Raw genomic sequence first — 13072 nt, 5'->3', positions numbered from 1 at the left:
GCGTACGCGGCTCCGACCTGGTGAGCCCCCGGAGGGACCCGTCACATTTGCCCCATGACTGCACGCCCCTCCCCCCAACCCCTGCTCACCGTACGTGTGTTCACCCAGCGCCTCAGTGCGACCCCGCGCGGCGCCCGCCTGGCGAGGCGCCTCGCGCTGCACCAGCTCCACGCCTGGGGCATCCCGTACGGCGCGGAGGTCTCCGACGCGGTCGCGGTGATCGTCGGTGAGCTGGCCGCCAACGCCGTCACCCACGGGCGGGTGCCCGGGCGGGACTTCGAGCTGCGGCTTTCCTTCCCGCCCGGGAGCGTCCGCATCGAGGTCACCGACACGCGCAGTGGGCCGCGTCCGCCCGGACCCGGCGCCGTACCCGAACCGCGCCCCCTCGACGAGGCCGGCCGGGGTCTGCTCCTCGTCGACGCGCTCGCCGCCCGCTGGGAGGTGGTGGACCGGGAGCCGCCGCCGGGCAAGACGGTACGGGCGGAGGTCGACGTGCCCAACTGGCTGATCCTCGCGAAGGGTCTGCCGGTCTCCTAGGTGTTCTGTGGACTCTTCGCCGTGCCGCCGAACGCTTCCAGGTCTCGCCCGCCACCGCCAGCGGTGGGCCGACCGCTACCGGCGACTCGGCGAGTCCTGGATGCGGGATCTGTCCTCCCGCCCGCACACGAGCCCGCGCCGCACCCCGACCCGCGCCGAAGGCCGGATCATCAAGGTCCGCATCCTGCGAAAAGGTGGATCTCCAGAAGGAGCCGCCTGGCGGGGTCTTTGTCGAGCCGGCCGACCACGGACTCGGACGCTCCCGGGGTGGTCTGACGAGCAAGATCCGCCTTGCGGTGGAGCAGGGTCAGAAGCCCTTGGCTGTCGTGATCACGGCCGGACAGCGGGGGGACTCCCCGCAGTTCGTGCCCGTCCTGGAAGCGATCCGGGTTCCCCGGATCGGTTTGGGCAAGCCGCGCAAGCTGCCGGGCCGGGTGCGGGCCGATAAGGCGTACGACTCCCGCGGCAATCGCTCCTACCTGCGTAGACGTGGGATCAAGGCCACGATTCCGGTGCCTGCGGACCGGGTCCGAAACCGGCTGGGGCTCGGTTCGCGTGGCGGGCGGCCGCCGAAGCTCGACAAGGATGACCACAAGCAGCGGCACGCGGTCGAGTGCGGGATCGACCGACTCAAGCGCCACCGGGCCGTCGCCACGAGGTACGACAAGCTTGCCGTCCGCTACGAAGCGACCGTACTGGTCGCAGCTATCAACGAATGGCGGTGACCAGCACCTTCACAACAGGCCGTAGGCCGTAGCACGGGACGACGGCCTCGCCCTTGTGGTGCTTTGGGGCGAGGCCGTCGTCGGGGGCGTGTCAGCGGCTGGCGTTCGGCGTTACAGCCAGGCCGCCGAAGACGTCCTCGCCGGTCTTTACGCTTCCTGGAGCTGGGCCAGGATCCACTGGCCGAGTTCCGGGGTCATGACGGTGTGGCCTTCGTTGGTGGTGGCGCAGAGGAAGTCGTGGAGGTCGCTGCTCTCGCGGTCGACCTTGGTGTAGAGGGCGGTGTGGTCGTCGATGTCGGCCGATGCCACGGCGCTGATGGTGGGGACGAAGGTGGAGGTGTTGTGGGTGAGATTCCCCTTCTGCCCGTTGATCACCGCGGCCAGCATGGCGGCCATGCCGAAGTTGGCGGCGTCTTCCAGGAGCGGGGCCTTGGGGAACAGGCCGCCGGGAGCGCCGTCGAGTTCGGGGAAGCCGATGGTGTTGATCGAAACGGCGGCCTGGCGTGCCTTCGCGATCTGGGCGACGGTCTGTTTTCCGGGGCCCTGGGTGCGCAGCTGGGCGTTCACCTTCGGTCCGACGGCGCCCATCGCGATGTCGTCGGCGGGGATGCTGTTCCCGGCGCCGGTGCCCGTTCCGTTGGCGACACCGAGCAGGCGGGGGCGCTGGGGCCAGTCGCCAACCCGGTGGAGTGCTTCCAGGAAGTCGGTCCGTTTCCGGTCCTGGCCGGCTGCGACGTCGAGGGTGACCTCGGTGCCGGATTCGATGTGCCAGCGGAGCATCTGGCGTGCGGCCGGGCTGTTGACCAGGTCGGAGTAGAGCCTGAGGAGCGGGTTGGTCTCACCCCAGTGTTTCTTCACGAAGTGGGCGAATGCCTGGACTCCGAGGGGCAGCCACGCCCCGCAGTGCGGGGTGTCGTAGGAGAGGTAGGTGGAGGTCTCGTGGTCCTCCTCCTGCGTTTCCATCTTGGCCAGGGCGTAGCGGGTGACCATTCCTCCCATGCTGAAGCCGCCCACCGTCAGCCTGGCGTCGCCTTCGCGGTCGGCGACCGTCCTGCGGATGCACTCGATCGCGACGTCGGCGTTGTCGAGAATGGATGCGGAGCGTTCGTTGAAGCCCAGGAGGATGACGTCGAAGCCGTTCTCACGCAGCGTGGAGATGAACGGGTACTCCCCGTTCTCCAGGCCGTCGAACAGCTCGTAGCCGTTGCTCCCTCCCATGGCGAAGCCGTCGGCGAGGATCACGGGCCGCCGGACGGCCGTCTGGCCGGATGAGCGGTGGAAGACCCAGGCGGTTCCGTTGCGGAGCTCCCACTCGGTGTCCCAGGGGGCCGCTTCCGCGGCCGCGGGCTGAGCCCCCGGAGGGGTGCCCCAGATACTGACAACAGGCTTGGACATGCTTCGACGACTCCTTGGTGTAGCGGCCGATCACACCGAACACGGTTATCGTCTCGGCGTGAGCATCCAAACCACGCCATAAACCAGCAAAATCACTCTTTCGTGGATGAAATGACTCTTGGCTGCGACCAGCACTTCCACAACAGGCCCTAGACGAGCATGGAGGCTCGCCACGGCGGCGGGCGGCGGGCGGCGGGCGGCGGGAGCGTGGGGCATGGATCGCATCGCGGCGCGGTGGTCGTCGGCGGAGGAATCGGCGGGCCGGCCGCCGCGATCGGGCTGCGCCGGATCGGCTGGGATGTGACGGTCCTCGAACGCGCCCCCGCCTTCGCCGACGTGGGCGCGGGAATCTTGCTGCACGCCAACGGGGTGCGGGCGCTCGACGCGCTCGGCGTCGGCGAGGCGATACGGGCCACCGTGCGGCCGGTGTACACGGGCGGCACCCTCACCCCCGACGGCCGCGTGCTGTCCCGGATGGACGGCGCGGCCCTGGAACGCCGGCTCGGGACACCCGTCGTCGGCGTCCTCCGCGCCGACCTGCACCGCGTCCTGCGCGAGGCGCTGCCCGACGGCCGGGTGAGGACCGGAGTGGAGGTGGCCGACGTCGGCGGTGCGGGCCGCGACGCCGATCTCGTCGTCGCCGCCGACGGTCTCGACAGTCGGCGGCGGGCCGAGCTGTTCCCCCGGCACCCCGGAGCCGTCTACAGCGGTTCGACGGTCCTGCGGGCCGTCACCGAGCGCCCGTTCCACGACCCGCTCCACGACCTCGAGCTGACCTGGGGCAGGGGCACCGGGTTCGGCCACATCCGGTTCGTCGACGGACGGGCCGAATGGCATGCGGTGCTCACCGCGCCGCCGGGCGTCAGGCATCGCGATCCGCTCGCCGCGCTGCGTCGCTACGACGCGGTCCGTCGGCGGCGCGGCCGGTCCGTGGCCCGCGCCGCCCGCCAGGCCGGCCGGATGGGGCACGGGCTGACCCACCCCCTCGCCGTGGCCCTCCGCAACGGCGTCCTGCGGCTGGCGCCCTCCGGAGCGACCCTGCGGCGGCCCCTCCGGCACGCCGACTGGACGCCACCGCGGCTGCGGTGACGCCCAGTCGATCAGAGGAGGGTCATGCGGTCCGGGTCGTACGGTGCGTCGCCGAGGTCAGTTCTCGACCCCGAGCGTCAGCGTGCCCGCGTACCCGGAGGACGTCGAGCTGCCCAGGGCCGTCAGGGTCAGGAGGCCCGAGGCGGCGCCTCCCTCGTCGTAGATGGAGTCCTGGGCGAGGGTGGTGCGGGTGACCGTGTTGGTCGAGTACGGGGAGATCCTCGCGACGGCCGTGGTGATCGTCTCGTTGAAGAAGAGCTGGCCGGTGTGGAGCTCCTGGCCGCCGGTGAAGGATCCGTTCGAGGTCAGGGTGACGTTCTTGTGGACCTTGACGTGGATGTGGACGCAGCGGCCCCGGTACCAGCCGGGGTAGATCGTGGTGATCGCCGCGACGCCGCTGGAGTTGGTGAGGACGCCGCCGCGCAGGAAGGTGCCGTCGTCCGGTTCGCTGTGGCCGTTGTTGCCGACGAAGCCGGAGTACTCGCCGAGGGCGTCGGAGTGCCAGATCTCCACGAGGGCGTTGGACAGGGGCACGCAGGTGTCGTCGTCGACGACCGTGAGGGTCAGCTTCAGCGGGATGCCCGCCTTGCCTTCGGTGACGTCGGCGCGGACGTACTGTCCGTCGAGGTAATAGGGGCCTTCGGTCATCTCCTTCGTGAGGGTGCAGACGGCGGCGGCGGCGACGGGGGCGGTGTCGGCCGCGTCGGCGGTGGGGGCCTCGGGCGTGGCAGCGGCGCCTACGGCCAGGGCCGCTGCGGTCGCGCCCGAGGCGACGAGTACGGTACGGCGCGCGACAGAGGGGCGCGCATCTGAGGTGTCTGTCATGAACACGACACCGTAGAAACAGTTTCTGTCGGAAGGCTGTCAGTTCGGCAAAGTGAGACGCCGTCAAGTTACTTGCAGGGCAAGTGTCGACACAAGAGTCCGGTGTCGCCCGGCTGTCGCGCGGCGGCGCACCGGTTCTCGAAGACTTTCGGGTGCGCGCGCGGGTCATTGACGCGCAAGGGGTTCGATTCTACGGTCCCGTCCGACGACGCGACTGTTGTTCGGTATCACGAACGGCAAAACCCCCACTGAAGGAGCGTCCGCATGAGCCGCATCTTCCGCACGCCCAGCTCCTCCCGCACGCCCCGCACGCCCAGCTCCTCCCACATGCCCCGCACGCCCGGTTCCTCCCGCACGCCCCGCGGGTCCCGAAGGGCCGCACTGCTCGCCGTCCCCGCGGCGGTCCTGGTCGCCCTGACCCCGTCCACCGCCTCCGCGTACCCCAACCCCGGTACGGTCACCGGCTCCACGGTCGTGCACGACCCGACGATGATCCGCACCTCGGCCGGCCGCTACCTCCTCTACGCCACCGGCGGCGGCCTGTCCTACCGCACCTCCACCGACCGCGTCGCGTTCAGCGCGGGCGGCGACGCCTTCTCCGCCCGGCCGGGCTGGTGGTCCTCCTACGGCACCACCGAGGCCTGGGCGCCCGACATCTCGTACCAGGGCGGCAAGTACCTGATGTACTACGCCGTCTCCACCTTCGGATCCAGCAAGTCCGCGATCGGAATGGCCGGTTCGAGCACCGGACTCCCCGGCTCCTGGACCGACTACGGCACCGTCTACACCTCTACCGCGTCCAGCGACTACAACGCCATCGACCCGAACCTCTTCGTGGACGACGACGGCAAGTGGTGGCTCTCGTTCGGCAGTTGGTGGACGGGGATCAAGATGATCCGGCTCGATCCGTCCACCGGCAAGCAGCTGGCGTCCGACACCGCCCGGCGCTCGATCGCCTCCCGCCCCACCGGGACCAAGGCCGTCGAGGCGCCGTACGTCGTCAAGCGGAACGGCTACTACTACCTCTTCGCCTCCTACGACACCTGCTGCGCCGGCACCAGCTCCACCTACAAGGTCAAGGTCGGCCGCGCCACCGCCGTCACCGGGCCGTACTACGACAAGAGCGGCGTCGCGATGACGAACAACGGCGGCACGCCCGTCCTGGAGTCGCACGGCAGCGTCATCGGCCCCGGCGGCCAGTCGATCCTGCACGACACCGACGGCGACCTGATCGTCTACCACTACTACGACGGCAACGACAACGGCACACCCAAGCTCGGCATCAACCTCCTGAACTGGAACAGCGGTTGGCCGGTCGCCTACTGACCCGTCGGCCGCGCCGCCGCCCGCCCGGCGACCGGACGACCCGCCGTGAGCGACGCCCCGTGAGGCCTTCGGCCTGACGGGGCGTCATCGTGGGTGCGCTATCCCGCCTGGCCCATGCCCGCCGCGTTCGGCCAGCTCTGCGCGTTCGGCCAGCCTGTCGCCGCGGCGGGGGACAGGCCGTTGGTGCCGCGGACCTGGGCGGCCGTGAGGCCGCCACGGGCCGGGACGCCGGGCGGGGTCGGGCCCATCGGCGGGGCGGCGGCCGGAGCCATGGCGGGCGCCATCGCGGCGGGGGCCATCGCGGCGGGCGCCATGGCAGGGGGGTTCATGGCAGGGGGGGCCATGGCGGCCGGTGCCATCGCGGCCGCCGGTGCCATCGGCGGAGCCGCGGCCGGGACGGGGGCGGGAGCCGGCATCGGGGCCGGCGCGGGCACCTGCTGGGGGAAGATCTGTGCCGCGGCCGGCAGCGGCATCCCGAGGCCGTCGGACGGCGTGGCCTGCGCCATCGCCGGGGCCATCGCGGGGACGGGCATCGGCATCGGAGGGGCGGCCGCGACCATCCCCGGCATACCGACACCCATGGCCTGAGCGGCAAGGCCCGGTATGCCGGCCCCGTTGGTGACCAGCCGGTCCACCGCCGGCATGCCCGAGCTGTAGCTGTTCCCGTTGCTCAGCTCGGGCACGGCGGCTCCCCTCCTGGTCCCGTAGAGCACCTGTTCCAGGCCGGACACCAGGCGACGAACGTCCACCTGGGGGCGCACCACGAGCCGCAGGAAGCGGCTGGACGAACCGATCTTGTTGCCGCACTCGCGGACCAGGATGCGGTGCTCGGCGAGCAGCCGGTCGCGGACCACGGTGCCCTCGGCGCCGACGGGAAGGCGCACGAAGAGGAAGTTCCCCTGGGAGGGGTAGACGGTCAGCCCGGGCAGCGCGCTGAGCTGGCTCGCCATGTCGAGCCGGTCCCGGCGCACCTGCATCAGGCTCTGCGCGTACTCGGGGCCGTGCTCCTTCAGCATGAACACCACGTACTCGGCGAAGGCGTTGAGGTTCCACTTCGGGAGCATCGAGCGGACCCGGCCGGCGAGCGACGGGTTGGAGACCATGTAACCGAACCGGATGCCGTGCAGACCGAAGTTCTTGCCGAGGCTGCGCAGCACGATGACGTTCGGCCGGATCATCGCCTCCTGCACGACGCTCGGTTCCTGCTCCGCGTCCGCGAACTCCAGGAACGACTCGTCGATGACGATGAGGTCCAGGTCGGCCATCGCGTCCATGAACTGCACGAGCGCGTGCTTGTGCAGGAAGCCGCCGTCGGGGTTGTTCGGGTTGCAGATGACGGCGACCTTGGTGCCGCGGGTCCGGATGAACTCGGCGTACTGCGCGAGGTCCAGGGCGAAGCCGCTGGACTCCTGGAGCGGGAACATGTCGACCCGCTTGCCGGTCTCCATGGGCTGGTCGGTCCAGCGGCCGAAGGTGGGGACGGGGACGGCGAGGGACTCACGGACCAGCAGATGGTCGATCCAGGTGATCAGCTCGGTCGAGCCGTTGCCCATCGCCACTGCCTGCGGCGGGAGCTGGAGCAGGTTGCACAGTTCGGCCGTGATCGTGTCGGCGCCGCTCGGGTAGAACGTGATGATGTCCCGCAGTCGCGCGGCCATGGTGTCCATCATGGCCGGGGTGGGGAAGTAGGGGTTGCAGGGGATACAGAAGTCCACCGGGCCGACACCCTCGCCGCCCTCCCGCGTCAGCGCCGCCATCGACGGGCTGTGCGCCGCGGTGTTGCGGAACAACGAGGAGACGTTGTCGGCCATGGAACCTCCGTATGGGGCGGGCCCGGCGGGGACGACCGGGCCCGTCGTCATTGGGTGGCCCGCGCGGGGGAGCGCGGGCCGCCCTTACATACGAAGGTTTGAGTGGCGCTGTTCAATCGCTGAGGAATCGGTAAGAGGTTGTGGGTCGCCTGTGAAGCGGTCGTGACCGTGGCGCCCGGGGCTCAGCGGAAAGGGCCCCGCCGTCGCCGGCGGGGCCCTTCCTGTCCTGGGCTACGAACCTGTCCCCGGCCGGGAACCCGTCCTGACCCGGGAACCGGTCACGAACCGGACTTGCGCTTGTTCCAGACGTCGAAACCGACCGCGGCGAGCAGCGCCAGGCCCTTGATGACCTGCTGCCAGTCGCTGCCGACGCCGAGCAGGTTCATGCCGTTGTTCAGCACACCGAGGACGAGACCACCGATGATCGCGCCGAGGACGGTGCCGACACCGCCGCTCATGGACGCACCACCGATGAACGCCGAGGCGATCGCCTCGAGTTCGAAGTTCAGACCCGCCTTGGGACCGGCCGCGTTCAGCCGGGCCGCGACCACCAGACCCGCCAGGGCCGCGAGCGCGCCCATGTTCAGGAAGACGAGGAAGGTGACCTTCTTGTCCTTGACGCCGGACAGCTTCGCGGCCGGCAGGTTGCCGCCGATCGCGTAGATGTGACGGCCGAAGACGGCGTTGCGCATCACGTAGCCGTAGCCGACCACCAGCGCGCCCAGGACCAGCAGGATGATCGGCGCGCCCTTGTAGCTGGCGAGCAGCATCGTGACGGTGAGCACCGCGGCGACGATGGCGACGATCTTGAGCAGGAACAGGTTGCGCGGCACGACGTCCAGCGAGAACTCCTGCTGGCGCTTGCGGTCGCGCACCTCCTGGAGCACCACCATGACGATCACCGCGAGGCCCAGCAGCAGCGTGATGTTGTGGTAGTTCGTGGTCGGGCCGACCTCCGGGAGGAAGCCGTTGCCCATCTTCTGCAGACCGTCGGGGAACGGGCCGAGGGTCTGGCCCTCCAGGAAGATCTCCGTCATGCCGCGGAAGATCAGCATGCCGGCGAGGGTGACGATGAACGACGGTATGCCGAGATACGCGATGAAGAAGCCCTGCACCGAGCCCGCGATCGCGCCCACGATCAGGCACAGCACCACCGCGACGGGCCACGAGATGTCGTGCTGGACCGTCAGTACGGCCGCGAAGGCGCCGATGAACGCCGTCAGCGAGCCGACCGACAGGTCGATGTGGCCCGCGATGATCACCAGCATCATGCCGATCGCGAGGATCAGCACATAGCTGTTCTGGAGCACCAGGTTGGAGACGTTGCGCGGCAGCAGCAGGTCGCCGTCGGTCCAGACCGCGAAGAGCGCGACGATCAGGCCGAGCGCGATCAGCATGCCGTACTGGCGCATGTTGCGGCGCAGGCCGTCCACCACCAGCTGGAGCAGGCCGCCGCCGGTCGCGGAACCGCCGCTCTTGCCGGGCGGCGCGGCGGCCGGGCTCTTGGTCACGTCGGTGCTCATCGCGTTACCTCTTTGTCCTTCGTCATCTGACGCATCAGCACTTCCTGCGTGGCCTCGGCCCGCGGGACCTCGCCCGTGAGGCGCCCGGCGGCCATGGTGTAGATGCGGTCGCACATACCGAGCAGTTCGGGCAGCTCGGAGGAGATGAAGACGACCGCCTTGCCCTGGGCGGCCAACTGGTCGATGACCGTGTAGATCTCGTACTTGGCGCCGACGTCGATACCGCGCGTGGGCTCGTCCAGGATCAGCACGTCCGGACCCGCGAAGATCCACTTGCTGAGGACGACCTTCTGCTGGTTGCCGCCGGACAGCTTGCCCACCGGCTCGAAGACGGTCGGCGCCTTGATGTTCATGGACTTGCGGTAGCCCTCGGAGACCTGCCGCTCCTCGTGCTCGTCGACGATCCCCCGCTTGGCCACCTTGTCCAGCGCGGTCAGCGAGATGTTGCGGTTGATCGTGTCGATGAGGTTGAGGCCGTAGTGCTTGCGGTCCTCCGTGACATAGGCGATCCCGTGGCCGACCGCCTCCGCGACGGTCTTCGTACGGATCTCCTTGCCGTCCTTGAGGACGGTGCCGCCCGCGTGCCGGCCGTAGGAGCGTCCGAAGACGCTCATCGCGAGCTCGGTGCGGCCGGCGCCCATCAGGCCCGCGATGCCGACGATCTCCCCGCGCCGCACCTGGATCGACACGTCGTCGACGACCTTGCGCTGCTGGTCGATCGGGTGGTGCACGGTCCAGTTGCGGATCTCCAGGGCCGGAGCCGCGCCCGACTCCGCCTCGTGCGCGGTGCGCTCGGGGAAGCGGTTGTCGAGGTCGCGGCCGACCATGCCGCTGATGATCCGGTCCTCGGTCGTCTCCGCCGACTTCACGTCGAGCGTCTCGATGGACTGCCCGTCGCGAATGATCGTCACCGAGTCCGCGACCTTGCGGATCTCGTTGAGCTTGTGGGAGATGATGATCGCGGTGATGCCCTGCTTCTTCAACTCCAGGATGAGATCCAGGAGTTTGTCGCTGTCCTCGTCGTTGAGGGCCGCGGTCGGCTCATCCAGGATGAGCAGCTTCACCTTCTTGGAGAGCGCCTTCGCGATCTCCACGAGCTGCTGCTTGCCGACGCCGATGTCGGCGACGCGGGTCTCGGGGTGATCGCTCAGACCGACCCGGCGCAGCAGCTCGGAGGCGTGCCGCAGGGTGTCGTTCCAGTTGATCAGCCCACGCGTGGCGTGCTCGTTGCCGAGGAAGATGTTCTCCGCGAGGGAGAGGTACGGCACCAGCGCCAGCTCCTGGTGGATGATGACGATGCCGCGCTGCTCGCTGGCCCGGATGTCCTTGAAGGAGACGGTGTCTCCCTCGAACAGGATCTCGCCCTCGTACGTGCCGTGCGGATGGACGCCGGAGAGCACCTTCATCAAGGTGGACTTTCCGGCGCCGTTCTCACCGCAGATGGCATGGACCTCGCCCTGGCGGACGGTCAGAGTGACGTCCGACAGCGCTTTCACACCGGGAAAGGTCTTGACGATCGAGCGCATTTCCAGGACGGGTCCCGCCATGGTCGTGCCTTCCAATCCTTGAGGGTCGACGCTTACTTGAGCTGGTCGGCCGTGTAGTAGCCGCCCTCGACGAGGACCTTCTCGTAGTTGGTCTTGTCCACGCTCACCGGCTGGAGCAGGTAGGCGGGGACGACCTTGGTGCCGTTGTCGTACGTCTTGGTGTCGTTCGTCTCGGGCTTCTTGTCGTTGAGGACGTCGTCGACCATGGTCGTGGCGACCTTGGCCAGCTCACGGAGGTCCTTGTAGACGGTCTGGGTCTGGCCGCCCGCGATGATCGACTTCACCGAGGCCAGCTCGGCGTCCTGGCCGGTGAGGACCGGCAGCGGCTTGCTCGCGGAGCCGTAGTCGTCCGACTTCAGCGCCGACAGGATGCCGATGGAGATGCCGTCGTACGGCGAGAGGACCGCGTCGACCTTCTTGCTGCCGTACGACTTGGTGAGGATGTCGTCCATGCGCTTCTGGGCGGTGGCGCCGTCCCAGCGCAGGGTGGTGACCTGGGTGAGGCCGGTCTGGCCGGACTGGACGACGAGCTTCTTGCTGTCGATGTACGGCTGGAGCACGCTCATCGCGCCGTTGAAGAAGTACTTGGTGTTGTTGTCGTCGTTGGAGCCGGCGAACAGCTCGATGTTGAACGGGCCCTTGCCGGACTTCAGGCCGAGCTTGTCGACGATGTAGTTGGCCTGGAGCTCGCCGACCTTGCTGTTGTCGAAGGACGCGTAGTAGTCGACGTTCTTCGTGCCGAGGATCAGCCGGTCGTAGGAGATGACCGGGATCTTGGCGTCGGCGGCCTGCTGCAGGACGTTGTTCAGCGACTTGTTGTCGATGGCCGCGACGATCAGCGCCTTGACGCCCTGCGTGATCAGGTTCTCGATCTGGGAGACCTGCTGGTCGGGGTCGTCCTCGCCGTAGACCAGCTTGGTCTTGTAGCCCTTGGCCTCGAGGTCCTTGACGACGTTGGCGCCGTCGGAGATCCAGCGCTCGGAGGACTTGGTCGGCATCGCGATACCGATCGTCCCGCCCTTGGCGCTGTCCGAACTGTCGTCCTTGCTGCCGCCGTCGCCGCTCTGGCCGCAGGCGGACAGGGTCAGGGCGAGGGAGGCGGCTCCGGCTATGGCGGCGAGGGAGACTCTACGGTTGCGCATGATCATCATCCTTGATGTGTGTGCAGGGGTCGGTATCGCGGTGCGAAGGACGCTCCCGGAGCGACGCCGGAAGAAGTGAAGAAGTAGAGAAGCGGTGTGTGGGATTCTGCGCGCCTGTGTCGGCTTCTGTGAAGCGGGGTTTCCGGAACGTTATGACTGGATGTCAAACCGCTTGAGTTCACCCGGCAGCCGCGAGCCGATCGGAGCCATGTCGCCGTCCGCGCCGTGACGGGCGAGCAGGTCGAGGGCGAGCCGTCCACGCCGCACCCGTTCCCGGGCGGTGGAGAGCGCCAGATCCCGCATGTGATGGCCGTACGGGTAGATCCCCGGGGCCTTGGACAGGCCGAACTTCAGATACAGCGGTGCGCCGCGCCGGATCAGCTCGGCGACCTCGTACATCCGGATGTAGCCGCCGAGATCGTCGGGGGCCTCGATGTACATGTCCATGGGGGCGCCGGACACCCGGCGGATCTCGGTGAGGTGGTCCAGGGTGAGGTCACTGGGCACGTTGACCGAGTCGGCGCCGAGCTGCTCGTACACCGCGTAGGCAGCCGGGTTGACGGGGCCGATGAGCGCCGACACCTTCAGCGTGGTGTCGGCCGGGATGATGCCGGCCGCACGGGCGCGGTGCAGCGTCCACAGCACGCCCTCGTCGGCGACGAGCAGGCACTTGACGCCCAGTTCCGTCGCCCGGACGGCGTCCTCGACGCACCCGGCGACGGCGTCGTGACCGCGGGCGCGCAGCCCGCCGCCCCGGGAGTCGGTCCGGGTCGAGCCGCCGATGTCCCAGGTGCCGCGCGGCCCGGTGAACAGGCAGAGCTCGATGTCACGCTCGCCGGTGGCGTCGACCATCTCGGTGATCTCGGCGTCGGTCAGCATCCACACGCCGCTGCCCTGGCTGATCCGGTGGATCGGCACGTCGAGACGCGAGGCTTCCTTGAGGATGACGGCCAGCGCTTCGGGACCCTCGCACGAAGGGACCTCGGTGCGCCAGCGGCCGCCGCCCGGAAAGGTGTGGGCGGAGGCGTCGGCGGGGTCGAGGGCGGGCGCACCCAGGCCGAGCGCGGTGAGCGCCTGCTCACCAGGTCGACGGGCTGCCGTGGCGGAAGCGTCGGTGGTCACATGCCGTCCTTCGTGTTCGATATTTCGGTC

At 69.1% G+C, this 13072-nt stretch carries 11 protein-coding genes and 1 pseudogene; 5 read left to right on the top strand and 7 right to left on the bottom strand.

Annotation, left to right across the window (positions count from 1 at the left end):
* Positions 1-54 precede the first annotated feature (54 nt).
* The 3 genes and pseudogenes from ACFWBD_RS02945 (at position 55) to ACFWBD_RS02935 (ending at position 1262) form a co-directional block, all read left to right on the top strand.
* Entirely contained in the window at positions 55-537 is a 483-nt protein-coding gene (locus ACFWBD_RS02945; protein WP_385661743.1) for an ATP-binding protein, read from the top strand.
* Positions 538-545: 8 nt separating this feature from the next.
* Positions 546-736 (top strand): annotated as a pseudogene (locus tag ACFWBD_RS02940) (leucine zipper domain-containing protein); the annotation flags it as partial.
* Entirely contained in the window at positions 732-1262 is a 531-nt protein-coding gene (locus ACFWBD_RS02935; protein ID WP_385661740.1) for an IS5 family transposase, read from the top strand. The pseudogene ACFWBD_RS02940 and the gene ACFWBD_RS02935, both read left to right, overlap by 5 nt.
* Positions 1263-1409: 147 nt before the next feature.
* On the opposite strand, the gene ACFWBD_RS02930 is transcribed toward ACFWBD_RS02935, so the two are convergent.
* The gene (locus tag ACFWBD_RS02930; RefSeq protein ID WP_385661738.1) at positions 1410-2657 is read right to left on the bottom strand and encodes an esterase/lipase family protein; all 1248 of its coding nucleotides are present in this window, start codon (positions 2655-2657) and stop codon (positions 1410-1412) included.
* Positions 2658-2891: 234 nt separating this feature from the next.
* Here ACFWBD_RS02930 and ACFWBD_RS02925 point away from each other — a divergent pair, with 234 nt between their 5' ends.
* A complete protein-coding gene (locus ACFWBD_RS02925; protein WP_385662260.1) occupies positions 2892-3746 on the top strand; it encodes an FAD-dependent oxidoreductase in 855 nt (284 codons plus the stop codon).
* Between the two features lie 57 nt (positions 3747-3803).
* On the opposite strand, the gene ACFWBD_RS02920 is transcribed toward ACFWBD_RS02925, so the two are convergent.
* Positions 3804-4571 carry an intradiol ring-cleavage dioxygenase gene (locus tag ACFWBD_RS02920; RefSeq protein WP_385661735.1) on the bottom strand — a complete coding sequence of 256 codons (768 nt, stop codon included), beginning with the start codon at positions 4569-4571 and terminating at the stop codon, positions 3804-3806.
* A gap of 327 nt (positions 4572-4898) precedes the next feature.
* Between ACFWBD_RS02920 and ACFWBD_RS02915 the strand changes: the two genes are divergently transcribed.
* A complete protein-coding gene (locus ACFWBD_RS02915) occupies positions 4899-5897 on the top strand; it encodes an arabinan endo-1,5-alpha-L-arabinosidase (protein ID WP_385662258.1) in 999 nt (332 codons plus the stop codon).
* 98 nt (positions 5898-5995) lie between these two features.
* On the opposite strand, the gene ACFWBD_RS02910 is transcribed toward ACFWBD_RS02915, so the two are convergent.
* The 5 genes from ACFWBD_RS02910 to ACFWBD_RS02890 form a co-directional block, all read right to left on the bottom strand.
* A complete protein-coding gene (locus ACFWBD_RS02910) occupies positions 5996-7708 on the bottom strand; it encodes a pyridoxal phosphate-dependent aminotransferase (RefSeq protein WP_385661732.1) in 1713 nt (570 codons plus the stop codon).
* Positions 7709-7986: 278 nt separating this feature from the next.
* Positions 7987-9231, bottom strand: coding sequence for a multiple monosaccharide ABC transporter permease (mmsB, locus tag ACFWBD_RS02905; RefSeq protein WP_385661730.1), 1245 nt, complete (start codon positions 9229-9231; stop codon positions 7987-7989).
* Positions 9228-10778 carry a multiple monosaccharide ABC transporter ATP-binding protein gene (mmsA, locus tag ACFWBD_RS02900; protein ID WP_385661729.1) on the bottom strand — a complete coding sequence of 517 codons (1551 nt, stop codon included), beginning with the start codon at positions 10776-10778 and terminating at the stop codon, positions 9228-9230. The genes mmsB and mmsA overlap by 4 nt, the downstream gene beginning before the upstream one ends.
* Before the next feature lie 32 nt (positions 10779-10810).
* The gene (gene chvE, locus ACFWBD_RS02895; protein ID WP_385661727.1) at positions 10811-11920 is read right to left on the bottom strand and encodes a multiple monosaccharide ABC transporter substrate-binding protein; all 1110 of its coding nucleotides are present in this window, start codon (positions 11918-11920) and stop codon (positions 10811-10813) included.
* Between the two features lie 150 nt (positions 11921-12070).
* Positions 12071-13042, bottom strand: a complete 972-nt coding sequence (locus tag ACFWBD_RS02890; protein WP_385661725.1) for a hypothetical protein — start codon at positions 13040-13042, stop codon at positions 12071-12073.
* Positions 13043-13072 lie beyond the last annotated feature (30 nt).

The sequence above is a fragment of the Streptomyces sp. NPDC060002 genome (genome assembly GCF_042737245.1).
Lineage (GTDB): Bacteria > Actinomycetota > Actinomycetes > Streptomycetales > Streptomycetaceae > Streptomyces.
Note: the sequence above shows the minus strand (reverse complement) of the source record. Positions and strands in the feature narration are given on the sequence as shown.

Excerpts from the sequence above, each read along its gene's own strand:
- ACFWBD_RS02945 (WP_385661743.1), top strand. The coding sequence starts at position 55 with ATGACTGCACGCCCCTCCCCCCAACCCCTGCTCACCGTACGTGTGTTC.
- ACFWBD_RS02930 (WP_385661738.1), bottom strand. The coding sequence starts at position 2,657 with ATGTCCAAGCCTGTTGTCAGTATCTGGGGCACCCCTCCGGGGGCTCAG.
- ACFWBD_RS02920 (WP_385661735.1), bottom strand. The coding sequence starts at position 4,571 with ATGACAGACACCTCAGATGCGCGCCCCTCTGTCGCGCGCCGTACCGTA.
- ACFWBD_RS02915 (WP_385662258.1), top strand. The coding sequence starts at position 4,899 with ATGCCCCGCACGCCCGGTTCCTCCCGCACGCCCCGCGGGTCCCGAAGG.
- ACFWBD_RS02910 (WP_385661732.1), bottom strand. The coding sequence starts at position 7,708 with ATGGCCGACAACGTCTCCTCGTTGTTCCGCAACACCGCGGCGCACAGC.
- mmsB (WP_385661730.1), bottom strand. The coding sequence starts at position 9,231 with ATGAGCACCGACGTGACCAAGAGCCCGGCCGCCGCGCCGCCCGGCAAG.
- mmsA (WP_385661729.1), bottom strand. The coding sequence starts at position 10,778 with ATGGCGGGACCCGTCCTGGAAATGCGCTCGATCGTCAAGACCTTTCCC.
- chvE (WP_385661727.1), bottom strand. The coding sequence starts at position 11,920 with ATGCGCAACCGTAGAGTCTCCCTCGCCGCCATAGCCGGAGCCGCCTCC.